Below are 24034 nucleotides of genomic sequence, written 5' to 3' on the forward strand. Positions count from 1 at the left end.
CATCGCCGGCGCGGTAATTGATTTTTTCCTTGCCTCCAGCGCTGATCGCAAGGTCGACGGAGATGGAGGGGAGAATACCGTCATCGAGCGGAACGGTTCCGTTTACCGATAACCGCCGCCATTCAGAAAGGTTGTTTCGATACAACACATCCGAAATGTTCAATGTGTCAATGCCGCGCGCCGCTCCCCACTGATACGTGCCGCGGATTTCCTGCTCGATTGCTTCTTTAGACAAACGGACAAGTTGCGGCCACGATAGCGGTTCGTTTTGTTCGATGATGGTTCCCACAGCACGAACGCGCAACTGGATACGATCAGCTCCTCCTTCCCGCTTCATAGCCCATTCGGCATGCGGTTCCCGAATAATGAGAGTCGCCGCCGTTTTTCCCTTTTTCTTAAGCGCGAGGGGAGTGCGGCGGATGTCTTGTTCCACCCAGCGAATCCCTTTGACTTCGGATATGCGGGCGCAGCCTTGCAACTTGTAATTGTGCAAAAAACAGGCTCCTTTAAGAACTAACATCGGTTTATTCTTTTTATCTTCCGTCCACTCTTTTTTTGCCAATGACAAATAAGGAAGGCGAGTGGTCATGGCCGGCTCATCGATATGGGCGATAAAACGGTTCAGCCGAATGGGCCGAATAAATGAGCTTTGCCGGAACAGCTCTTCTGGGTTGGATAAAAATGAATAATAGGAAGAGGCAAGCAACAATGGAGTTGACTGGAACAACTTTTCTAGCGATGTGTCTGTTGCGTATACCCAAATCGTATGGCGAATCTCGTTATAACGGTTCAATAAATCGATGACATTGCGAATGACGTCAGGCCGCAGCGCCCGTTTCGTAAAGACAAGGCTTTTGACATGCCCCCAAGAAACCATTTGTTGAATCGATCGATATAAGTTATGGGCGGCGAGATCGAACGTTTCACCCGTCGCCTTGCCGACTGAAACGGTCGCTTGTTCTCTTGTTCCGCCAGCTTCCACTTTGGCGAGCCCGCTGAAGTTAATGAGTTGAACGTACAGCACCATTTTCCCATCTTTGTAATCAATGCCAATTGAATGAATGTAAAGAAGATGGTCAATATTGCGCACCCCCCAGCAGCCGCTAAGCAATACGACGGCGAAAAGTAGGGCAAAAAGCCGCTTGATCATTTATCATCTTCCTTTCTTGGTGTCGCATCGTTTGGATGCAAAATGCGGGCGCGTGTGCGAAATAATCTCCATGCACTTGTGACCAGCGTCTTTCCGATATCGTTCGACGCAGGAGCTAATGGAGCTACATAAGGAACGCCGAACGTCCGCAAATTCACAACATACGTTAAAATGAAAAAGAGCGATAATATAAATCCGAACAACCCGAGAAGAGATGAAAACATTAAAATAAACAATCGAAGTATGGAGACCATGTTCAATAAATTTTGATTGACCAATGTAAAGGAAGAAATAACGGAGATGGCGCTTATGACTAGTGTCGCCGACGCGGTCAGTCCAGCGTTGATCGCTGCTTGGCCAATAATCAAACCGCCGACGACCGACAGCGTCTGTCCGACAGCAATGGGTAAACGCATACCCGCTTCTTTAAACACTTCAAATAAAATGAGCATAATAAACATTTCTAATGGTACAGGAAGCGGCACTCCATGCCGGGATAGGACAAGCGTTGCCAGCAAGGTGAACGGCAGCTGGTCTGGATGGAACGACGTCAATGCTGTCCATGCTCCGGGGAGAAAAATAGATACCGATATGCTGAACAGCCGAATAAGGCGCTGAAAAATAACAAATAGGAAAAATGTATGGTTGTCTTCAGATGTGTTCAATAAAAAGGTCAAATTGCCCGGCCCGATTAAAGCGGTCGGCGCTCCATCGATCAACAAGAGAAAGCGTCCATTGAGCAGCGAACTAGCTGCAAAGTCCGGCCGGCCCGTATATCCAAACAAAGGGAAAAGAGTGAAACGATGGTCGGAAATCCAATGTTCAATTTGATTTGCGCTTGTGACCGAGTCTACACATAAATTCAATAGGCGCCTCCGCACTTCGTCAATCATGTCTAAGTTGACCATATCATCGATATAGAGCAATCCAATTTGCGTTTGGCTGCGCGTTCCAATAATGAATGGTTCGTAAACAAGGCGGTGCGAACGGATCCGCTTGCGAATGAGTGCTACATTTTTGCCGATTTCCTCAACGAATCCATCCTTTGGTCCGCGGATCGATACTTCTGTGTTTGGTTCGTCTGGATCACGTTTCGGTAGATTGGCCAGCGCCATTGTATACAAGGCGTCTGCCTCTTGGAAATAAATCAGCAATTCGCCGCTGAACAGGCGAAAATTCAAGTCATCGATTCGTACTTCTTTCCCGATATATTCAAGTGTTGCCGGCTTATGCATCTCGATTTCGTCAATTGATAGGAATGAGCATCGTTCCCCCATGTCGCGAAGCATCGGATAAACGGCTTTTTGCAACATCGGTGTATCGCACAGTCCTTCACAGTAGATGAATAAAAGACGGACGGCGACCCTATCAGGCGTGATCGATGGGACCACCGCTTCTTTGATTGTGACGTCATGGCATTTTCCATACATCGTGCGCAATGCTTCTTCGGAAATGATCACCGTTTCTAAAACGGTGCAATCATCGGCCAATCCGTTGTTTTCGGCAGCTCGCATCGGCAACGGCATTATCACATCCCCCTCTTCTTTTTGAAATAAGTAATCATCCCGAGCACGCTAATCAAAACAGAAAGAGCGAGAGAAAAGATGAGCGATGATGGCAACACCCAATATTTTACGAAATGAAAAAATTGTTCATCGCTGATCTGAACGAGCGACGCCAATATGATTATCGTATAAATGGAAATGAGCATCCAGCGGCGTGTTTGTTCGTGTTGCACTGGGAACAGCTCGACAAGCAGAGCTGTAAATAAGGAAATGCGAATAAAAGCACCGGACAGCCACTGGTAGACGGATAAAAAATCGACATGTTCGATATACGTGCCTAGATTGACCATCCGCCATTGTTCAAAAGCCGGATAGCGAAGGCGCGTCGCCTGTTCGGGGCCAAACTCCGTAATTGCGCCGATCGTCGGCCCGATGCTTAAGCTGCCGGTCAAGATGGCAATCATGATGAGCGCCTTCATGGAAAATGTTTTCGGCAGATGGTGAGAAAGGAATAAAAGTATAATGACCTCTGCGTAACCTGCCCCTGCGTACATGATTCCCTGAAAAATAGGCTTCCATCCGTGTTCGAACATTGGTTTTAATAATGAGTAGTCTTTATGCGGCATCGTTGAGAACATGACGAAAAAACCAAACAGTGTGACGAAAGTCAAAATAACAAGTGCGGTATTGGCGATCGAGTGAATGCCGCGATACGCGTTATAAAAACAAAGAGCGGCGATGACGATGATAAGCGCCCATCTCGGCGTCGCTGTCAAATACGATGTTGTCGTAAACGTGACCGTATCGTTTAATGTCACGAAGCTATGAACTAACAAAAAGATGCTGCTGCTGAAGGCGAATAGATAGGCAGCGGCGCGCGAGTATTGGGTTTGAAGCCAATCAAACAGGCGTTGCCTGCTTGTTTGTTTAATGGCAAAATACAGAAACGGCAGCCAAAGCGGAAGAGCGAGCAAAGCGCCAACCGCAGCAATCCATGCATCCCGGTGCGATGCTTCGAGCAAGATCGGGATCACAAGGACGTGATTCATCAACCCGGTTGACAGCATGACCATGCATAACAACTGTAGAACATTCAGCGGCTGCCCGTTCATCGCCAGTCCCTTTCTGCTGTGAATTTGATCTCCATTAACAGTATTTCCAAGCGATGGACGTTTATTCGTTATAAAGGTGGTCGTGCAACTGTATTAGACTATTGGACACAATAACAACGAGACAGCATTTTGGAAAAAACTATTGCCTTTCTTCTGTTTTGTGTGTACTATTAGATGTAGTACGGTTGTGACAATGAGAGGAGGAGGGGAGATGTTTGAGTTCGATTGGCGAAGCCGCCAACCGATTTACGAGCAGCTGATTGACAAAATGAAAGAAATGATCGTTCGCGAACTATGGCAGCCGCACGATCAGCTGCCGTCGGTCCGGATGATGGCAAAACAATTGATGGTCAACCCGAACACGATTCAAAAAGCGTATCGCGAACTTGAGCGCGATGGCTGGATTTATTCGATTCCAGGGAAAGGCAGTTTCGTTGCGCCGCGCTCGAAAGAACCAAACATCGAGGCGATCGCTGCGGTCCGTGAGCAGTTTGTCCGCCTTGTCAAGGAAGCACGGTTTTTAGGGGTGACAGACGAGCAGTTATGGCGATGGATCATAGAAGGGGAGAAAGAGGGGGAAAACGATGATTCAACTCGTGGACGTGACAAAAACGTTTGATCGATTTGCCGCCGTCAAGGGCGCGAACATGATGGTGCCAAAAGGAGCGATTTACGGGCTGCTCGGCCCGAACGGCGCCGGGAAAACGACGCTGCTAAAGATGATGGCCGGCATTCTCCGCCAAGATCGCGGAACGATTACAGTGGACGGGGAGGATGTGTGGGAAAATGTCCGGGTGAAGCAACGCCTTTTGTTTTTGCCGGACTTTGTCTACTTTTTTCCGCACGCGACGATTCGGCAAATGGCGGATTTTTACGAGCAACTGTACCCGTCGTTCAGCCGCGGGCGGTTTACAGAATTGCGGTCCGCTTTTTCGCTTGATGTTGATCAAAAAATTCAGCAGTTTTCCAAAGGCATGCAGCGCCAAGCGGCGTTTTGGCTCGCCTTTTCCGTCCAGCCTGATGTGCTCATTATGGATGAGCCGCTTGATGGGCTCGATGCATTCGTCCGCCGTCATGTGAAGCAGCTGCTCATAGAAGAAGTGGCCGAACGGGAGATGACGGTCGTCATTTCGTCGCACAATTTGCGCGAGCTCGAAGATTTATGCGACATCGTCGGATTGATGGCGCAAGGGACCGTACGGATGGAGCGCGATTTAAACGAGCTGCGCGCCGGGATGCATAAAATTCAAGTCGCGTTTCGCGGCGGATTTCCGAGCGAGTTGGCCGAACGCCTTGACATCGTGCATCGCGAGGAGCGCGGCAGCATCGTTCTTCTTGTCGTCCGCGGCGAGAAACGATCCATCGAAGAGACGGTGAGTTCGTTTGCTCCGCTCATTCTTGACGTCTTGCCGTTGTCGTTGGAAGAAATTTTTGTGTATGAAATGGGGGATGTTGTCGATGTCCGCGAAACGGTTGTCGGCTAACCGCGCCATGTGGACGCAAAATGTTCGCCAAATCGGCTGGATTGCCATCATTCATCTGCTGTTATGGCTGGCGGCGATCGTATTGCCGATTGGGCTTTCGTACTCGCAATATGATCCAAAAGTCGGAAATGTGCCGCAATGGAAGAACGTATACTATATATCCAATGGGTTTGAGACGCTGATTGCTTGGCTTGTCCCGATCTTGGCGGCGGCCGGTGTGCTTCGCTACATGCACGAGAAACGGTCGGCTGATTTCATCCATAGCTTGCCAATCCGCCGCACCGAACTGCTTGTGGGGCAAGTGCTATTTGGCTGGATGCTTTTGATTGTGCCGCTTGCAGTGACAGCGTTGGCCGCCATTGGATGCCTGTATGGGCTCGATCTCCCGTGGCCGATTGGGGCGGCGGATGTAGGGCGTTGGTTCGGTGAGACGCTGGTGATGGAAACGGTTATTTTTGCTTTTAGCATCGTTATTGGGGTGCTTGTCGGCCAATCGGTGCTTCACATTGTGTTGACAAACATTTTTCTCGTTTTTCCGGCCGGCATCATGGTCCTTATGTTTAGCAACTTGTCGCTATTATTATACGGATTTCCGGATATGTACTATTTATCAAGCGAACTGGAACAGTGGGTGATGCCGATTCGTTATGCGATGCTGACGGATCAAGCGATGAGTGCGGGAGAAATCGGGATGTTGTTGCTGTTGTCGCTTCTATTTTTCGGTTTGTCCATTTGGCTGTACGAGCGGCGGCCGACGGAAGCGGCCGGGCAGGCGCTCGCCTTTTCAGTGCTTCGCCCGCTGTTTGTGTATGGAGTGGCATTTTGTTCTTGGCTTGTTGGCGGTTTCTATTTCGGAAACGTGGAAAGCAAGTGGAGCTGGACGGTATTCGGCTATATCAGCTTTTCCTTGATCGGGTATGCCATTGCCCAGATGGTGATTGCGAAAACGTGGCGCGTCTTTCACCGTTGGAAAGGATATATCGCGTTTGCGGGAGCGATGGGGGTCATCTGCCTGCTTGTTCATTTGGATCCCCTCGGTTACGAACAGCGCGTGCCGGCGCTGGCGGACATCAAACAAGTATATTTCGGCCAATCGACCATGAATTTTGAACATCCTGAAATGATAGGCCGCTCATTTCAAGAAGTTGATCAGTTTTTGCGCAGCCAAGACAACATCAAAGCTGTAAGGGCGTTCCATGAGCAGCTTGTGCACGATCAGCCGTCGCCGCCTCGGTTTGCCAACATCCGGACAGTTGTGATCGGCTATGTGCTGAAAGACGGCACGCGCCTCCTCCGCCGCTACGTAGTGCCGATTGAACCGTACATGCCGTATTTTCAGCGCATCATGGGTTCAAAAGAATATAAGCAGCAATATTATTTGCTGCTTCGCCCAGGGGGCTATTCACCGATCCGTCAGGTGACGATCCGAAATGTGGAAACTGGGCGGGCAGAGGTTGTGCTTGCCGAGCCGAAGGAGATCGAGTCGTTTGTCCAGGCGCTCAAACAAGATTTATGGAATGAGCCGGTGGAGGACATCATCGGCGGGGGGCGCGCATGGCAGGGGAATATTGAATTGCTGCAAAGCGACGGCGATTCATTCAGCCTCCCACTCGATGAATACAACCTCCATGTGCGTCAATGGCTAGAAGAGCGGCACATGTGGGAGAAAATCGAAAAATGACAGGCAAACGGGCAGGGGAAGATTCCTGCCCGTTTCATTTTTTGTCAAGAAGCCGTTTTTTTCCGCCGCCAAAGCCATACGGTCAACAAATCGAGCACCCACAAAAGAAGGAACAGAAATAAGATGAACAGCTCAGGCGTCTCCATGACGCGAAACGGATTGATGACGTTATGGAGCGATTGGTATAACGTCAGTCCCATCAGCCTGTCCATTCCGACGGCGGTAGTGATCAGAAGCAAGAGAAAGGTGAGAGAGACAAAAATGATTTTCAACGCCAGACACCTGCCGCTTTTTGAGGTTAGTGTTTGCTAGCAAGAAGGAAACGATACGCTGTCGTATACGTTTTTGGCCGCTTGTCTATAATGGATGATAAAATGATGCGGAGCGAGGAGGAGAGGGGCATGCTGTTTCAATGGGGGATGAGCCGGCAGAAAAAGCGAATGGACGTCAAGCAAGAAGGACCGGACCATAGCGGCGAGGCGTCGGATGTCCCGCAAGAGCCGCTTTCTGCTGAACTGGCCGTCAATATTGACATCATTCGCCAAAAGACCGGAGAGAGCAACGATGTTGTCATTCGCCGTTTTGCGTTGGGCCAGGAATGGCAAATCAAGGCGGCTATCATTTTTGTCGACGGGCTTGTTGATGAGAAAAACGTGTACGAGTTTGTGCTGACGCCGCTGCTTCAAGCGTCGTTTCCGCTGGCGCTTGAGGAAAAAGAGCGGTTTCAATGGATCGAGAAAAAGCTCGCCGCGGTCGGCGGTGTGAAACATATTTCTGACTGGAGGAAGCTCTTTTTTGAGCTGTTTTCCGGAGCGACGGTCATGCTCATCGACGGGGTGCCGTTTGCCATCAGCGCGAGTACGAAAGGCGGGGAATATCGTTCGATCGAAGAGCCGCAAACGCAAATCGCCGTCCGCGGGCCGCGCGAGGGATTTACGGAGTCGTTGCGCACGAACACAGCGATGATCCGCCGTCGCATTAGAAATCCGAATCTTTGGCTGGAGACGATGCAAATCGGCACGGTGACGCAAACTGATGTCGCCATTATGTACATCAAAGGCATCGCCAATGACGAGATTGTCAAGGAAGTGAGGGCGCGCCTGCGCCGCATTGACATCGACGGCGTGCTTGAATCGGGCTATATTGAACAGTTGATTGAAGATCAAACGTTTACCACCTTTCCGACGACATATCATACGGAACGGCCGGATATTGTTGCTGCTAATTTATTGGAAGGGCGGGTGGCTGTTTTTGTCGAAGGAACTCCGTTCGTTCTCGTTGCGCCTGCGTTGTTCATTCAATTTTTTCAGGCGGTCGAAGACTATTACGCCCGTTTTGATATTTCGACTGCGTTGCGCTTTTTGCGCGTCCTGATTTTTTTTTATTTCTCTTGTCGCTCCAGCCATTTATATTGCAGCGACAACGTTCCATCAAGAAATGATCCCGACCCAGCTCGTCATCGCCATCGCCGCTCAGCGCGAGGCGGTGCCGTTTCCGGGATTCGTCGAAGCGCTCGTCATGGAAGTGACGTTTGAAATTTTGCGCGAAGCCGGCGTCCGCCTGCCGCGCGCCGTCGGTCAAGCCGTGTCGATCGTGGGCGCTTTGGTCATCGGCCAGGCGGCGGTGGAAGCAGGATTTGTGTCGTCGGCGATGGTCATTGTCGTGTCGATTACTGCCATCGCCAGCTTTGCGACGCCGTCGTTTGCCATTGCCATCTCCGCGCGGCTCATCCGCTTTGGGTTGATGTTTTTGGCCGCCATGTTCGGTTTTTATGGCATTATGATGGGGATTTTGGTGATGACGATTCATTTGTGCAGCTTGCGTTCGTTCGGCGTGCCGTACATGTCGCCGCTTGCCCCGTTCATTCCGACTAACATGGGCGATACGCTGTTTCGTCTGCCTACATGGATGTTCCGCGAGCGGCCGCGTCTCATCAATCAGAAAAACATCGTCCGCCAGTCGGGCGATCAAAAACCAGAGCCGCCGGCGCCATCGCGTCAAGAAAAGGGGGGCGGATCATGAGGCGAGCCATCACTGTCATTGTTTCCCTTGCCATCTGCGCAGGGCTGTTGTCCGGCTGCTGGAGCCAAAAAGAACTGACTGATTTGGCGTTTATCGTTGCTATTGGCTTGGATAAAACGGAAGATGGAAAATACTTAGTTACATTTCAAGTGGTCAACCCAGGCAACGTCGCCGGCGCGACGCAGCGCGGCGGCGGAGCGGCGGGCGTGCCGGTGTCTATTTATACATCAACAGGGGATACGTTGGTTGAAGCGAGTCGAAAAGCATCGGAAAAACTGTCACGTCTCCCTTATTACGCCCATACGAATTTGATTGTTGTCGGTGAAGAAGTGGCACGTGAAGGGCTGAGTGGGGTGCTTGATGCCATGGAACGAGGCAACCAGCTCCGGCCGACAGCGCACTTGGTCATCGCCCGCACCTATTTGGCGAAAGACGTGTTGACGGTGTTGACGCCGATCGATAAAATTTCCGCCAACCAAATTATTAAAACTATTGAATTTTCCAGCAAAAATTGGGGAGAAACGGTTCATGTTGATATTTGGGGAGCGATTCATTGCTTGGCGACTGCAGGCCGCAATTTGGTGATCACTGGGGTGACAGTCGAAGGAGATCTGAAGCGCGGAAAACGGCAAGAAAACGTTCAGTCGTCCGTGCCGGATGCCCGCATTAAATTGGAAGGACTCGCATTATTTAAAAACGACCGTCTCGTTGATTGGGTGGATGGACCGTCATCAAGGGGTGTGCTTTGGTTGCTTGATTGTATTCGACAAACTAATCTGACCGTTTCATGGAAAGGAAAGAAAGAAGCAATCAATTACCAGGTTGTGCGAGCAAAAACGGATGTCAAGGCGAAGGTAAAAGACGGTCGGCCGGTGATTTCCGTTCATATTCAGGCCGAAGGGGACGTGATTGAAACTCGCGTACCCATTGATTTAAGTGATGCCAGCATGCTGTTCCAGCTAGAGAAAGAAATCAAGAAAAATTTAAAGCAAGAAGTGGAAGAAGCGATCGAAACAGCCCAACGCGACAAAACGGATGTTTTCGGATTTGGCGAGGCCGTTCATCGCACTGACCCACGCCTGTGGAAAAAAATTGAAAGTAAGTGGCATGATCGTTATTTTCCTGAGCTTGACGTCACCGTAACCGCTGATATGTATATTCGCCGCACAGGATTGCGCAATAAACCGTATACGCCGAGAGGATAAATCGTTGTGATAGGGGAGATGGGAAGCGCGCAAACAGATAAAGGCGGTGAAATTCAGTTGGAACGCATAAAAATCAATGCACGCCAAATGTTCGTTTTAATCGTATTGTTCGAACACGGCAGCGCCATCGTCATTCCGCTCGGCACGAGCGCCAAACAGGACGTGTGGATCGCCATTTTGCTTGGACTGGCGCTCGGGCTGCTTGTATTCTCTGTTTATGGGCGTTTGTTTCGCTATTATCCTGATCAGCCATTGATCGTCTATATGCAGCGCATTGTTGGGGCGCCTCTTGGCAAATTGTTAGGAATCGTATATGTGACGTATTTTCTTTACATTGCCGCTCGCGTGTTGCGCGACTTCGGCGAGTTGTTGTTGACGTTTGCCTACCCGGAAACGCCGTTGTTTGTCTTAAACGCCATTATGGCGCTGGTTGTCATGTACGGCGCCTATAAAGGATTGGAAGTGCTGGCGCGCACCGGCGAACTGTTTTTGACCCTGCTTTATGTGTTGGCGCTGTCGGGGTTTGTGCTCGTATTGGTTTCCGGGATCGTCGATCTGTCTCAGCTGCAGCCGGTGCTGGAGGAAGGGTGGAACCGAGTGTGGAAAACGGTGTTCACGGAAACGTTGTATGTGCCGTTTGGTGAGATGATCGTGTTTACGATGTTGTTTCCGTATACGAACAACCCCGCGAAAGTGAACCGGGCCGCCATCGCTGGCATGGTGTTCACCGGGGTGAACTTGGCGGTCATTGCCGCGATCAATATGGCTGTTCTCGGCCCGGATGCTGCGTCTCGCTCGGCGTTTCCGCTGCTTGATACGATCCGCCGCGTGCAAGTCGCCCATTTTTTCGAGCGGCTTGATGTTTTTTTCATGATCGCGCTCATTATCGGCGGCTTTTTTAAAATCTCGATCTTTTTTTATGCCGGGCTCGTCGGAGCGGCCCACCTGTTTGGCATATCAAGACACCAGCGGATCGTTTACCCGCTTGGATTGCTTGTGCTGCTTTTGTCTGTCGCCATCGCCAGCAACTACGCAGAGCACATTTACGAGGGGTTGAAGATCGTCACCTTTTACTTGCACATCCCGCTGCAAATCATCATTCCGGTGCTCTTGCTTGTGATTGCGGCGATTCGCCGGCGGTTTGGGTCATCGGCAAAATAAGAAAAACGGACTAGAAGATTTATGCGGCAGCAAGCAGGAAAAACCGCAAAAAAACACGAATACAACAATAACCTGTTCCTACGAGGAACAATGGGGCGAAAAGTGGTGCTGAACATGCAACCCGAAGGCGGGGTGGAAACAACCCGGCGCCGATGCGCGTTTTTGTTTCGGGAAGCCGGTGTCAGCTGAAGGCTATTGATTTTGATTATAACGAAAAAGGGTTGAACGATGGTGAAGGCGAATGTACAGGCGATCGATCAGCTAGACGCGGAACAGTTGGGCAGCGGCATGGTGATTACCGACCGTCAACTTTCGATTGTTGCGGTCAGCGAACCGACGCCAAGATGGCTCGGATTTGCCAAAAACGAATTAGTCGGGCGGCCGGTCGGCGTTCTGTTTTCAGCCGAATGGTCGGCCGCGTTGTTAGATGGCATCGCCGAGGCGGTAAAAAAGGACGGATGTTGGCAAGGAGAAGCGCGCCATGTGGCGAAAAGTGGGAAAGCATACATGAGCTGGATGAACGTCTATCGGTTGTCAGGCAGCGAGGGAGAATGGCTCGTTTGGCATTTTGTTGAACAAACCGCTATGCCTCCGGCTGATCGACCGACGCCGTCTGAGTTGCTTGAGGTCATTTACGATTCCGCCCCGTTCGCTGTTGTTCCGGTGGCGGCGGACGGAACCGTGCAAGATTGGGGGCTTAGTGCAGAGCGGCTGTTTGGGCGCCGAAAAGAAGAGGCGGTCGGCCGCCCGATATGGTCGCTCTTTCGTTGCGGCAGCCAAACATGGCTTCCGTTTCCTCCCAAAGAGCAGCGATGCGGCGAAGGGATGGTGCAGCGCCGGGACGGCACGTCCGCCAATGTCGCCTATACGGTCATTCCCGTGCTTCAGGCGGACGGATATATCGTCCTTGTCGAAGACGAGACGAAGCAAAAGCAAAAAGAGGCTGAGCGGCGGCGCCAAGTCGAGCTGGCCAAAAAAATTCAGCAAAATTTGCTGACGCCGCTCATTCAAAACGAGGCGGTGACGATGGATGCCGTCTATATTCCATCCGATGATTTGTCAGGCGATATTTACGCTTGCTATCAAATCGACCTGTACCGCTACGGGGTGATCGTCATCGACGTGATGGGCCACGGCATTTCGTCGGCCTTGGTGAGCATGTTGCTCCGCTCGCTTTTGCGCGGGTTGATCGTGCGCGTCATTGACCCGGTCTCGGTGGCGAGCGAGCTGGAGAAGCATGTGCAAACGTTGTTTCCTGATGAGGCCAACAACATCCGCCACCTATTTTCCATGATTTATTTAGTGATTGACACGAAAGAGCGGAAAATTGAATATACCAACGCCGGCCATCCGGCTGGGCTGCTCGTTTTGGACGACGGAAGCGTCCGTGAGTTGGACAAAGGCGGTTTGGCGATCGGCAGCCCGTTTTCCTTGCCGTTTGAAAAAGAGGTGATTCATTACGACAAGCGGGCCCGCCTCCTTTTGTATACAGACGGCATTTTAGAGGAGATCGATCCGTCGATTTTGCAAAGCATTGAAAAAATTCGCTTATGTACGCAAATGTGCCGCCATTTGCCGGATAAACGCTTCCTCGAACGTTTAATCAGCCAAGGTCCGCCGCTTGTCAGCCCTTCGGACGACATTTGCTTATTGTCCATCACGGTTCATGGATAGGCGGGACGCTTGGTGGTGTGTGAATGGATCGTGCGCTGCCGGGCGGACGAGGAAGCGGTTTTGGTTTGCCATCTCCTTGCGGAGCAGGCTGCTTCGTTGTTTGCTGTCCGTGATGCGGAATTGTTTGTGTTGGCGGTGCATGAAGCGGTCGTCAATGCCGTTAAAGCTGTTCAACGGGCGGGGATGGAGGCGGGGACGATTTCGCTCTCCTTTTTCGTCACAAGCGCTGATGTGGCCGTGGCGGTTGAAGACGAGGGCGGCGGCGTTCCGGCGGAAGTGATCGAGCAGCTTGATCAAATGACGCTCTCTGATGTATTGCTCGCCGAATCGGGACGAGGGTTGCTATTCATCCGAGAAATTATGGATGACGTTATGTGGGTTGAGCAAAAGGGCGGCCGTCGGATGCTTGTCATGAAAATGAGTCGGAATGCAACATAACTGGCTTTGGTGCAATGATGCACCCATGTGATCGGAACGAATGCGGGTGGTGGCCGAGGGCAAGGCATGGCTGGTCAACGATAGGGGGATACAATGAAACAGCATCGGTTGTCGTTTGAATTGGAAATGGTTGTAGAACGCGCATACGAATGCATCAAGCTAACTGGACGGCTCGCCTATGATACGCAGCTCGCGGCGGAACAAAAGCTGGCGACGGCGGTGGCTGCTGTCAAGCGCCGCCTTGTCGTTGTCGACGTGAGCGGCCTTCGATTTTTGGACAGTACTGGATTAGCGCTCCTTGTCCGCTTTTTTAAGCAAATCGTCAGCGAAAGCCGCGTCATGGCCATCGTCGTCCGGGATAACGCCGCTATAGAAAAGATTTTGCTGATGGCCAAGCTCGACCGGCTGTTGCCGATCGTTGGCGATGAACAACAGCTGTTGTCCCTTGCACCGCCAAGCTCTTTCGACCATATTAGCCAGGAGGCGCTTTATTCGGCATGGCGTCAGCGTTCGTCATAGACATGGCTCTCATGCCGAATCAACTGGAAGGTTTCACATTTCGCTGGCCCAAAAGCGTGTCGTCTATTTTTCCGACTGCTGAAGGCAAGGTGTGATGGAAGACTGAATAACCCCCTGCTTCACAGACCCATGCATGGGTCTGGAAGCGGTGTTGTTCAGTCACCCGCCAGTCAGGCATCTCGATCGAAACGACTGAACAGACCAGTTGTTCCCCTATTGCCGCCGATGGCCCCCGAGCGATGAGACATTCGTTCGGGGGTTTTGTTCCTCTTGGCCGGGAGCATCCCTGCTTCTGCAAATGCATTCTCATTGTCAAATAAATATTTCGGGTTTAGAATAAAATTATACACAACGATGAACGGCGGCTGGGCCCCGCGATCGGAATGGAGAGGAGAGTGGCGCAGACATGGGGCGGGTGCTTATCTATTTGCGGCCATACTGGAAGTGGATGGCGTTGGCTTGGTTGTTTATGTTGACCGAGCTCATCATCGAGCTTTGGCAGCCGCTGTTGATGGGGAAAATCATCGACGATGGTGTCATGAAACAGGATGTTGCGGCCATTTTCACGTGGGGAGCCGTGATGCTCGGGGCGTCGCTGTTGGCGTTTGCCTCGGGCATCGCCAACTCATTTGCTGCTGCCTACGTCGGTCAGGAGTACGGATTTGCGCTGCGGACGGCGCTGTTTGCCAAAATCCAATCGTTTTCGCTTGCGCGCATCGAGCAGTTGGCGCCGGCCTCGCTCATCACCCGGATGACGAACGATGTGACCCAAGTGCAAAACATGTTGTTTATGAGTTTGCGCATCGCCTTGCGTGCACCGCTTCTGGTCGTCTTTGGCGTCGCGATGGCGTTTGTCGTCCATGCTCGTCTGGCGTTGGTTTTAGCGGTCGCGGTTCCGCTTTCCGCCGCTTTTTTATTGTGGGTTGTGCAAAGGGCAGCGGCGTCCTTTTCCGCCGTCCAACGGGCGCTCGATCGCGTGAATGGCGTGATGCGTGAAAATTTGGCCGGCATGCGCCTCATCAAAGCATGGATGAGAAAAGAATATGAAGAGGAGCGATTTGCGGCGGCGAACAATGCGCTCATGGAGCGGACGATGGGCGTGCTGCGCCTCATCGAGACGATCACCCCGGTGTTGTTGGTTTTGATGAACACGGCCATTCTCGCTCTGCTGTTTTTCGGCCGCCTGGATGTTGAGTCCGGGACGGCGAGCGCCGGGCAAGTCGTCGCCGTCGTCAACTACGCGACGCGGGCGACGGCGGCGTTGTCGATGTTTACGTTTATTACCATGGCGTTCTCGCGGGCGCGCGCCTCGGCCGCCCGCCTCGCTGAACTGCTTGAGGTGCCGGAAGAGCGAAGCGGGGAGCACAGAGCCGATGAACCGATCGTCCGGCGCGGGGAAATTCGCTTTGAGCACGTTTCGTTCCGCTATCCAGACAGCGAACTTTACGCGCTTTCTGACGTATCGTTTGTCATCCACGCGCAAGAAACGGCGGCTATTTTAGGGGCGACTGGTTCCGGCAAATCGACGCTTCTTCAGCTCATCCCCCGGCTGTATGAACCAGGCGCCGGGCGAGTGTTGATCGACGGCATCGACGTGCGCGAGTTTTCTGTCGAACAACTGCGAATGTATGTTCGTTTTGTTCCGCAGGAAGTGCTGCTATTTTCCGGAACGGTCGCCGACAACCTTCGCTTCGGCAAGATGACAGCGACGATGGAAGAGATTGTGCAGGCGGCTCGTGATGCGCAAATTCATGAAACAATCACTCGGTTTCCGGATGGATACGACGCACTGATCGGTCAAAAGGGCGTCAATTTATCAGGCGGGCAAAAGCAGCGGCTGTCGATCGCCCGCGCCTTGGTTGGGCAACCGCGCATTTTGCTTTTGGATGACAGCACAAGCGCGCTCGATGCAGAGACGGAAGCAAAGCTGCTCGCAGCGTTGCGGCGGTATGCGTGCACGACGGTGATAGTGACGCAAAAGGTGAGCACAGCGATGGCGGCGGATACGATTTTGCTTTTGGAAGACGGCCGCCTGATCGCGCAAGGAAGCCATGAACAACTGCTGGCGGCAAGCGAACTGTATCGACGCATCGTCGCCACGCAGGAAGGAAAGAAGGGATCGATTGATGTCACTACGGCATAGTCCTCACGTAGCGCGTTTGGGAGCAAGTCCGCAGCGGGCAAAAAACAGCGTCGGCACCTTGCGGCGGCTCTGGGCATTTATCGCTCCGCAAAAGCGAAAGCTGTTTGCGGCTATGGCCATGGTTGTCGTCAGCTCAGCGCTGGCGCTCGCCGGTCCGTACGTCATCGGCTGGACGGTCGATGTGTACATCGTCGAGCGGAGGACGGACGGTTTTTTAGCGACGCTCGTTTTGCTTCTTGCCATTTATATGGCCCTTGGCGCGGCGACGTTTTTGCAAAACTATTGGATGATCGATGTCGGCCAGCGGACGGTGCATGCGATCAGAGAGCGGTTGTTTCGCCATTTTCATGAGCTGCCGATTTCGTTTTTTGACCGCCGCCAGCAAGGGGAGCTGATGAGCCGGATTACAAACGACATCGACAATATGAGCCAGACATTTAACAGTACTGTTGTTCAGGTCGTCTCGAGCACGTTGACTTTGATGGGCGCTATCGTGGTCATGCTTTCACAGAGCGTTGTGTTGACGATCGTAACGCTTGTTGTCGTGCCGCTGATGTATGTGGGCATGCGCTGGATCACAAACCGGACGCGGGTGCGTTTCCGTGAGCAGCAACGGGCGCTCGGTGAGATGAACGGCTTTATCGAAGAGGTCATTTCCGGACAGAAAGTCGTGAAGCTGTTTTCCCAAGAAGAGCGGATGGAGTCTGAATTGGCGCGCAAAAACGCCGAGCTGAAACAAGCCGGGTTTTGGGCGCAAACGTATTCCGGCTTCATCCCGAAGCTGATGAACTTTTTAAACAACGTAAGCTTCGCCCTCATCGCTGGCGTCGGCGGATGGCTGGCGGCCAAAGGAGCGATATCGGTCGGGACGATCGTCGTGTTTGTCGAATACGCCCGCCAGTTTACCCGACCGCTCAACGATTTGGCCAACCAATGGAACACGTTGCTGTCGGCGTTGGCTGGCGCTGAACGGGTGTTGGAAATTTTGGATTTGCCGAAAGAAGAGGAAGACGAGCGGGAAGCGGCGGCCTTGGACCGGCTTGATGGACGCATTGAGTTTCGTCAAGTCGTCTTTTCTTACGACAAACAGCGCCCGGCGCTCGACGGCGTCACCTTTTCCATCGCCCCAGGAGAGACGGTTGCGCTTGTCGGCCCAACTGGAGCCGGCAAAACGACCGTATTGCAGCTGTTGACCCGCTTTTACGATCCAGATCGAGGAGTGATTTTGATCGACGGGCGCGACAGCCGGACGATCAAGCGGGCGAGTTTGCGCCGGCATATGGCATTTGTGCTTCAAGATACGTTTTTGTTCGCCGGAACGATCCGCGACAACATTCGTTACGGCCGGCTTGAGGCGACCGATGAAGAAGTCGAGGAGGCGGCGCGCCAGGCGAACGCCCACTCCTTTATTATGAAGCTGCCGGACGGCTATGACACCGTTTTGGCCCCAGGAGGCGGCGGAATCAGCCAAGGGCAGCGGCAGCTGTTGGCCATCGCTCAGGCGATGATCGCCGACCCGGCCATTTTGATTTTGGACGAAGCGACGAGCAACATCGATACGGTGACCGAAGTGCGCATTCAAGACGCGCTCGCGCGGCTCATGAACGGCCGGACGTGCTTGGTCATCGCCCATCGGTTGAACACGATTCAACATGCCGACCGCATCCTTGTGCTCAACGACGGCAAAGTGATCGAGCAAGGGACGCATGAAGAGCTGTTGGCTGCAAAAGGATTTTATTTCCAGTTGTATTGCCGCTATTGGAAACGCAGTGTGCATGCGGCCCGATGAGGAATGCGCCTGCCCGGCGACGCCGCTCTCCCGCTGAACCGAAAACGAGCGCCCCGATCGTTGAACAAAGCCATGTGTCGCGAGGGTCGACGATCAGGGCGCCTTTCTATCGCTATGTGAAACGCCGGCTTGTGTCGGGCGTGTCTTGCCAGCATAGGCTTAAGGACGCGTTCGCTCGGAGAGGCGCTTTTGAAACGCTTCGCGCCAGCTTGCGGATAAGGCTGGATGGCTGGCGATTTGCTTCATGGCAGCGGCATTGTCCCGCTCATGATAGTAAATGTGATTGATATACGCGATGGATAGCGCCCCCGCGCCCCGCTCGACGAGAACGAGCGGCGCGCCTGGAGCGACGACGCCCTCTTTGAGAACGCGAAAGTAAAACCCGCTTTTTCCTGTCTGGCAGACGGCTTTCGGCAAATCGGGCAGCTGATGTTTGAACGCCAATTTGGAGCACGGCTGGCGCGGCTGTGACACTTGTACGAGCGCCGTGCCGGCAGCATAAATGTCGCCAAGACACACATCGTCTTCCGTCAAACCGAGAAGCGTCCAGTTTTCTCCAAACGCCCCCGCCGTAAACGGGCGGCCGTATCGCTCTTCCCAATAGACGAAATGCTCGGACGGATAGGCGCAAATCGCTTTATCTTCTCCTCCGTGATGGACGAGGTCGGCTTGTCCATCTCCAGCCAAGTTTTGTTTGCCGACTGCAACGGGATGAGCGACCGGCGTTTTGTCAATGCCGGTTGTGATCCGCTGGCCGCCGATGTGGAGCGTTTTCGGCTTCCCGACATTAATGGAGAGAATCTGCATCGCATTCACCCCCATACAGCGTCGGCGATGAGCCGGAAACTCGCGAGTTTATCCTCGAAGTCGTATGTAATCGTCACGAGCATGATTTCCTCTGTTTCATACTTTTCGCTCAGCCGATACAGCTCGTCTTTGACGCGCGCCGGACTGCCGACGATCATCCGCTTCCGATTGTCTGCGATCCGTTTGCGTTCATACGGGCTGTATGGGTAGGCGGCTGCTTTTTCCGGACTCGGCGTGCCGTTGACGGCCATCCCTTGTTCGATCATGAGGAGCGTCAAGTCAAGGCTTCCCGCGATCCATTCCGCTTTTTCATCCGTTTCGGCGCAAATCGCAAATACAGCCACGAGTGTACGCGGCTCGTCCAAATGCGGCGATGGGGTAAACCGGTCGCGATACAGTTGCATGTACTCTTGGCCGCCTTCGCCGTTAATAAATTGCGCGAAGGCGTACGGCAGCCCTTTTTCCGCCGCCAGCTTCGCTGTTTCCGAACTGGATCCGAGCAGCCAAACGTCTGGAGGCGATTGCACAATCGGCGTCGCCTTGACGCCATAAAGCGGGTGGACGGGCGGAAGCGCATCGTGCAAATACCCAAGCAAGTCATCGATTTGCTCCCGATAGCGGTCCGCTGAACGCGGCCGGCCGTCTTGGAGCGCCATCGTCGCCCGCGGCATGCCGCCAGGCGCGCGGCCGATGCCGAGATCGACGCGGCCGGGGGCTAGACCCGCCAACACGCGAAAATTTTCTGCCACTTTATAGGCGCTGTAGTGCGGCAGCATCACTCCGCCTGAGCCGATGCGAATGCGCGACGTTTTCGCCCCGATGTGTCCAAGCAGCACTTCTGGAGACGAGCCGGCGAGGCTGTTCGCGTCGTGATGTTCGGACACCCAAAAACGCTTGTAGCCGAGCTCTTCGACAAACTGGGCGAGCCGGACCGTGTTTTCAAGCGCTTCTTCCGCGGTCATGCCTTCGGCGATGGGCGATTGATCAAGAACGCTGAGCTTTAGCGGCATGATCATTTCTCCTCCCTCTCGAAATGTTGATGTATCAAGGCTTTCTTTTCCTTGCGGTTGAACGCTCTCCCACCTACGCTAACGCGTAGAAGTGGGGGTCTTCTCGGCGCGAGATGATAAAAATGGTTAGTTCTTATTATGGGATGTTTCGTTTCTTGTTGTCCATTGATTTGCTTTTGCCATCCGACGGCAGCCAGCCAAAAAAACAGTCCGCCGTTTCAGCCGGCGGATGGCGGCAGACGCCGAAAGAGGATGACATTCTACAAGCGGATCGGGTTTTTTGGTTCAGCGGCTTGGCGGTCGATTTTTTGGCTGCGCCCCCTCCCGGAAAAGAACGAGGAAAACAGTTGTTTGACGCTGTCAACGATAAAGGAGCATCGTTCATACAGCGCTTCTTTTAAGCTGTCGAGCTGGCGGGTCACTTTGTATTGCGCCGCCTCTTGCGCTTCAAGCCGCTCGATGACGGTCTGGTGAAAGACGTGCTGCAACTCGAGCTGTTCCACTAATTTTTGGTACAGTTTGTCTTGTCCTTCCAGGCGGGCGGCCATTCTTTCGGTTGTTTGTTCCCGCTCAGTCGATTGCCGCTCAAGCCGGTGCATCGCTTCACTTTGCACCATCAACGCTTCGATGACCGCTTGGCGCGCTGTTTCTTCTTTTGTAAACTGCTCCTCCCATGCGCGCCGCTGTTCGTGCTCCATCTGCTCGTGAGCGTTGATCGATCGTTCAAGGCGGGCCAGCGTTTCGGCGAGCTCCGCTTGTTCTCGTTGTCCGGCAGCGAGCAATTGCTCAAGCCGGTCGAACGCTGCCGCCCATTGCTTGCTTTGCTCCGCCTGCAGGTTTTGCCCGGCATTAGAGGCATCAATGAAGCGCGAAACGGTTTCAGTTAGTTCGCGATACAGTTCCGTTTGCTCGGTTTGGCTTGCCGCCACCATCCCCTTGAGGCCGTCCAGCGCCTTGACGAGACGCCCGCTATGCTCGGCTTGTTCCGTTTGCCCGGCGGCAAGCGAACGCTCAAGCCGAGTCAAGGCATCGGCGATTTTCTCACGATCATCGGCTTGCTGCTTTCGTCCTTCCTCCACCGCCAGCTTGAGGCGAAGGAACGCCTCGGTCAATTGTTCAAGCAGCTGGGTTTGCTCTTCAATCATTTGTTCCGTTTTGGCGCGTCGGTAATAAAACACCGAATGCGAGGAGGGAGGCGGAGTTGCACCGTACACGCGCGGGGTCATCTGTTTGTTCATGTAAATCAATGGGAAAAGCCTCCTTTCCGTTCGTCTATGTGGCATCATATGCCGCTGCCGCTCGGTCGGTTTGGGCGGTTTATTTGTGGCGTTCCGCTCTCTTTTGGTATAATAGAAAGAGAAAAAATGGAAGAAAGGGTGTTAGGTATGCCAGCTGTCGAATCGAATATGTTTCCGCTTGGCAAACAAGCGCCCCCGTTTGCCCTCACGAATGTCATCGATGGCAACGTCGTTCGTCTTGAGGATGTGAAATCGGACGCAGCGACTGTCATTATGTTCATTTGCAATCATTGCCCGTTTGTAAAGCATGTACAGCACGAGCTTGTTCGCCTAGCAAACGATTATATGCCCAAAGGGGTGTCGTTTGTCGCCATCAACTCCAACGATGCTGAACAATATCCGGAAGATTCGCCCGAAAACATGAAAAAAGTGGCTAAAGAGCTTGGCTACCCGTTCCCATACTTGTATGACGAAACGCAAGAAGTGGCGAAGGCGTACGACGCCGCCTGCACCCCGGATTTTTATATTTTCGACCGTGAGCTGAAATGCGTTTACCGCGGCCAGCTTGATGATTCGCGGCCGAACAACGGCATTCCGGTGACCGGGGAATCGATCCGCGCCGCGCTGGATGCTTTGTTGGAGGGCCGTCCGGTGCCGGAAAAGCAAAAGCCGAGCATCGGCTGCAGCATTAAATGGAAGCCATCCGCGTAAACTGTTGCTTGACTTCTCGTTGTCGAACGGATATGATGAAGAAAGCGTCATTCGTTTGCCGCGGGATCATCGCAAGCCGTGCCGTTGCCGCTCATGGAGCTGGCGCGGCTTTTTCGTTGTCCGCTGTCCGCTTGACAAATTCACACTGGCGCCGCCACGGAGCGGCAAGGATGGATGAGAGGCAGGGCTTCCATTGTTTTTGTTTTTTCTTCGAGTTTTCATAATAAATGTTATGTAAACAAAAGGAGAAAAGCGAGATGGCGGAAAGACGATATCGAGTGTTTGTGTATGGCACGTTGCTGACTGGCGAGGACAACCATGATGTCGTAGCTCCCTATGTTTGCGCCGTATGCCCAGGGAAGGTGAACGGTCGTTTGTACAGCGTTGGCCCGTACCCTGCGCTTGTGCTCGGTGAAGAAGGAGAAGTGGAAGGGGAATGGCTGACGGTGACGGAGGAAGGGCTCAAAGCGATGGATGAGCTCGAAGACTATACCGAAGGTCAGGACGATAACGAATATGAACGGGTATGGGTTCGCGACGTCCGCCAACCGATCGAAGGGTACGTCTACGTGTACTTGCCGGAAAAAGCCGCCGGCCTGCCGGTCATTCCGTCCGGTTCATGGCGCCGGCGCAAGGAGAAAACGTAACATCAATAGCGGATGGCAAAGCCGGCCGAGGAGACGAACGCCTCCTTGGCGGGCTTTTTCTTTGCATAAATATTCGTCCTTTTGAAACCGTTTACAAAAAATTCGTTATAAAAATACAGAAAAATTGATAAAAAAGGGTTGCCAAACGGGTTCTCTTTTTCTATAATAAAAGCATGTTAGAAAAATAAACGTACGAATGTGAGGTAATGTAACATGTCAAAAGCGTTCGTTTCCTCTGCACAAACGGCATTGTTGGAACAAATCAAAGAGAAGATCAAGGAAAAAAATGTTGAGCTTCTTCACTTGCAGTTTGTCGACATTGAAGGGATTTTAAAGCACGTGACAGTGACGGCCGAACAGCTCGATGACGTCGTTGATGGGAAAATCATGTTTGACGGCTCGTCCATTAAAGGATTCTCGCCGATCAACCGTTCCGATTTGTATCTTCTTCCTGATTTAAATACGTTTGCGGTGCTGCCGTGGACGGTCGAGGAAGGCTATGCGGAAGCGCGCTTCCTCTGCTCGGTGACGAACCCGGACGGCACGCTGTTTGAGGGCGACCCGCGCAACGTGCTGAAAAAAACGATTGAGCGAGCGGCGGAAAAGGGATACACGATCTCGGTCGGTCCGGAGCTGGAGTTTTTCCTGTTCAAAGCCGATGAAAATGGCAATCCGACGCTTGAGCTCCACGATAACGGCGGCTATTTCGAACCATCTCCGAAAGATTTAGGCGAGCGCGTCCGCCTCGAAATTTACCGCGCATTAAAGGCGATGGGCTTTACGATCGAGGCGTCGCACCATGAGGTGGCGGAAGGACAACATGAGATCAACTTCAAATACGCTGATGCGCTTGGCGCGGCCGATAATGCGACAACATACAAATGGGTCGTCAAAACGATCGCCAGCAAGTTCGGCCTCCATGCGACGTTTATGCCAAAACCGGTGTTTGGCATCAACGGTTCCGGGATGCATGTCAACATTTCCCTTTTCAAAGATGGGGAAAATGCGTTCTTTGATCCGAACGATGCGAACCAGTTGTCAGAAACAGCGTATCAATTCATCGCGGGCTTGCTGAAAAACGTGAAACACTTTGCTGCGGTCACCAACCCGCTTGTCAACTCATACAAACGGCTTGTGCCAGGGTATGAGGCGCCTTGCTACATCGCCTGGTCCGCTTCGAACCGTTCGGCGCTCATCCGCATTCCGGCCAAACGCGGTGTCGCGACGCGCGTCGAGCTCCGTTGCCCGGACCCGTCGGCTAACCCGTACTTAGCGTATGCCATCATCGCGGCGGCTGGTTTGGACGGCGTTGAAAAAGGCTTAACCGCTCCTGCTCCGATTGACGAGGACATCTTCCATATGTCGGACGAACGTCGCGCCGAACTTGGCATTGACAACTTGCCGGAAAACTTGGGTGAGGCCATCGCTGCGTTGGAAAGCGGGGAAATCGGCCGCGCGACGCTTGGTGAGCACGTATTCAACGAATACGTGGCGATGAAAAAAGACGAATGGAACAGCTACCGCACGGCGGTTCATGCTTGGGAAGTCGAGCGGTATCAAGGGAAATTCTAATCAAAAGCAGGCATCAAAGAGGCGCCCTGTTCCATATTCGGGGCGTCTTGTTTCTTTATGGCGGCCGCGCGGCGCTTTTCGTTTCTTGGCCGCCGAGTTGCTGCTGTTTGCGACGTCATCTTGCGAGCGTGGACTAAAAATGATTGTATTTTTTTATTTTTTAAAG

The 24034-nt window shown here is 52.8% G+C and carries 20 protein-coding genes and 1 pseudogene; 14 read left to right on the forward strand and 7 right to left on the reverse strand.

Annotated elements, in window-relative coordinates:
* The 3 genes from GJ1_RS14015 to GJ1_RS14025 all read right to left on the reverse strand — a co-directional run.
* Window positions 1–1150, reverse strand: a 1150-nt coding sequence (locus GJ1_RS14015; RefSeq protein WP_015374756.1) for a Ger(x)C family spore germination protein, incomplete at its 3' end; no start/stop codon positions are given.
* A complete protein-coding gene (locus GJ1_RS14020; protein WP_015374757.1) occupies window positions 1147–2676 on the reverse strand; it encodes a spore germination protein in 1530 nt (509 codons plus the stop codon). The genes GJ1_RS14020 and GJ1_RS14015, both read right to left, overlap by 4 nt.
* Before the next feature lie 2 nt (window positions 2677–2678).
* Window positions 2679–3767 (reverse strand): GerAB/ArcD/ProY family transporter, encoded by a 1089-nt coding sequence (locus GJ1_RS14025; RefSeq protein WP_066233656.1) that lies wholly within the window; start codon window positions 3765–3767, stop codon window positions 2679–2681.
* A 211-nt stretch (window positions 3768–3978) separates the two neighbouring features.
* Here GJ1_RS14025 and GJ1_RS14030 point away from each other — a divergent pair, with 211 nt between their 5' ends.
* The 3 genes from GJ1_RS14030 to GJ1_RS14040 are packed head-to-tail and all read left to right on the forward strand — an operon-like array spanning window position 3979 to window position 6932.
* The gene (locus GJ1_RS14030) at window positions 3979–4386 is read left to right on the forward strand and encodes a GntR family transcriptional regulator (protein WP_066233659.1); all 408 of its coding nucleotides are present in this window, start codon (window positions 3979–3981) and stop codon (window positions 4384–4386) included.
* On the forward strand, window positions 4352–5251 hold the full coding sequence (locus tag GJ1_RS14035; protein ID WP_066233662.1) for an ABC transporter ATP-binding protein: 900 nt from the start codon (window positions 4352–4354) through the stop codon (window positions 5249–5251). Before GJ1_RS14030 ends, GJ1_RS14035 begins: the two co-directional genes overlap by 35 nt.
* The gene (locus tag GJ1_RS14040) at window positions 5226–6932 is read left to right on the forward strand and encodes an ABC transporter permease (protein ID WP_015374760.1); all 1707 of its coding nucleotides are present in this window, start codon (window positions 5226–5228) and stop codon (window positions 6930–6932) included. The genes GJ1_RS14035 and GJ1_RS14040 overlap by 26 nt, the downstream gene beginning before the upstream one ends.
* A 44-nt stretch (window positions 6933–6976) precedes the next feature.
* Here the strand turns inward: GJ1_RS14040 and GJ1_RS18425 are convergent, their stop codons facing one another.
* Complete coding sequence (locus GJ1_RS18425) at window positions 6977–7204, reverse strand: YczF family membrane protein (protein WP_041467851.1); 228 nt, start codon at window positions 7202–7204, stop codon at window positions 6977–6979.
* 129 nt (window positions 7205–7333) lie between these two features.
* Here GJ1_RS18425 and GJ1_RS14050 point away from each other — a divergent pair.
* From GJ1_RS14050 to GJ1_RS14085, 8 genes and pseudogenes are all read left to right on the forward strand, one after another.
* A pseudogene (locus GJ1_RS14050) lies at window positions 7334–8954 on the forward strand (spore germination protein).
* A complete protein-coding gene (locus GJ1_RS14055) occupies window positions 8951–10159 on the forward strand; it encodes a Ger(x)C family spore germination protein (protein WP_011231120.1) in 1209 nt (402 codons plus the stop codon). Before GJ1_RS14050 ends, GJ1_RS14055 begins: the two are co-directional and overlap by 4 nt.
* A gap of 57 nt (window positions 10160–10216) precedes the next feature.
* A complete protein-coding gene (locus GJ1_RS14060) occupies window positions 10217–11320 on the forward strand; it encodes a GerAB/ArcD/ProY family transporter (protein WP_066233680.1) in 1104 nt (367 codons plus the stop codon).
* A gap of 228 nt (window positions 11321–11548) precedes the next feature.
* Window positions 11549–12994 (forward strand): SpoIIE family protein phosphatase, encoded by a 1446-nt coding sequence (locus GJ1_RS14065; RefSeq protein WP_014195746.1) that lies wholly within the window; start codon window positions 11549–11551, stop codon window positions 12992–12994.
* 12 nt (window positions 12995–13006) lie between these two features.
* The gene (locus GJ1_RS14070) at window positions 13007–13432 is read left to right on the forward strand and encodes an ATP-binding protein (protein ID WP_014195747.1); all 426 of its coding nucleotides are present in this window, start codon (window positions 13007–13009) and stop codon (window positions 13430–13432) included.
* A gap of 93 nt (window positions 13433–13525) precedes the next feature.
* A complete protein-coding gene (locus GJ1_RS14075; protein ID WP_011231124.1) occupies window positions 13526–13951 on the forward strand; it encodes an STAS domain-containing protein in 426 nt (141 codons plus the stop codon).
* A 406-nt stretch (window positions 13952–14357) separates the two neighbouring features.
* Entirely contained in the window at window positions 14358–16094 is a 1737-nt protein-coding gene (locus GJ1_RS14080; protein ID WP_066233665.1) for an ABC transporter ATP-binding protein, read from the forward strand.
* On the forward strand, window positions 16078–17883 hold the full coding sequence (locus GJ1_RS14085) for an ABC transporter ATP-binding protein (protein WP_066233668.1): 1806 nt from the start codon (window positions 16078–16080) through the stop codon (window positions 17881–17883). Before GJ1_RS14080 ends, GJ1_RS14085 begins: the two co-directional genes overlap by 17 nt.
* A gap of 159 nt (window positions 17884–18042) precedes the next feature.
* Here GJ1_RS14085 and GJ1_RS14090 read toward each other — a convergent pair whose 3' ends face one another.
* The 3 genes from GJ1_RS14090 to GJ1_RS14100 form a co-directional block, all read right to left on the reverse strand.
* Entirely contained in the window at window positions 18043–18690 is a 648-nt protein-coding gene (locus tag GJ1_RS14090; RefSeq protein ID WP_042379447.1) for an MOSC domain-containing protein, read from the reverse strand.
* A 5-nt stretch (window positions 18691–18695) separates the two neighbouring features.
* Window positions 18696–19700 (reverse strand): LLM class flavin-dependent oxidoreductase, encoded by a 1005-nt coding sequence (locus tag GJ1_RS14095; protein WP_013523714.1) that lies wholly within the window; start codon window positions 19698–19700, stop codon window positions 18696–18698.
* Between the two features lie 260 nt (window positions 19701–19960).
* Complete coding sequence (locus GJ1_RS14100; RefSeq protein WP_066233671.1) at window positions 19961–20947, reverse strand: coiled-coil domain-containing protein; 987 nt, start codon at window positions 20945–20947, stop codon at window positions 19961–19963.
* A gap of 138 nt (window positions 20948–21085) precedes the next feature.
* Between GJ1_RS14100 and GJ1_RS14105 the strand changes: the two genes are divergently transcribed.
* The 3 genes from GJ1_RS14105 to glnA all read left to right on the forward strand — a co-directional run bounded on the left by GJ1_RS14105 (window position 21086) and on the right by glnA (window position 23868).
* Window positions 21086–21649, forward strand: coding sequence for a thioredoxin family protein (locus tag GJ1_RS14105; RefSeq protein ID WP_021322406.1), 564 nt, complete (start codon window positions 21086–21088; stop codon window positions 21647–21649).
* Between the two features lie 257 nt (window positions 21650–21906).
* Window positions 21907–22296 (forward strand): gamma-glutamylcyclotransferase family protein, encoded by a 390-nt coding sequence (locus GJ1_RS14110; protein WP_066233674.1) that lies wholly within the window; start codon window positions 21907–21909, stop codon window positions 22294–22296.
* Window positions 22297–22509: 213 nt separating this feature from the next.
* Window positions 22510–23868, forward strand: coding sequence for a type I glutamate--ammonia ligase (glnA, locus tag GJ1_RS14115; RefSeq protein WP_066233677.1), 1359 nt, complete (start codon window positions 22510–22512; stop codon window positions 23866–23868).
* Window positions 23869–24034: the final 166 nt, after the last annotated feature.

Source organism: Geobacillus jurassicus NBRC 107829, from assembly GCF_001544315.1.
In the GTDB taxonomy this organism is placed as follows: Bacteria; Bacillota; Bacilli; order Bacillales; family Anoxybacillaceae; genus Geobacillus; species Geobacillus jurassicus.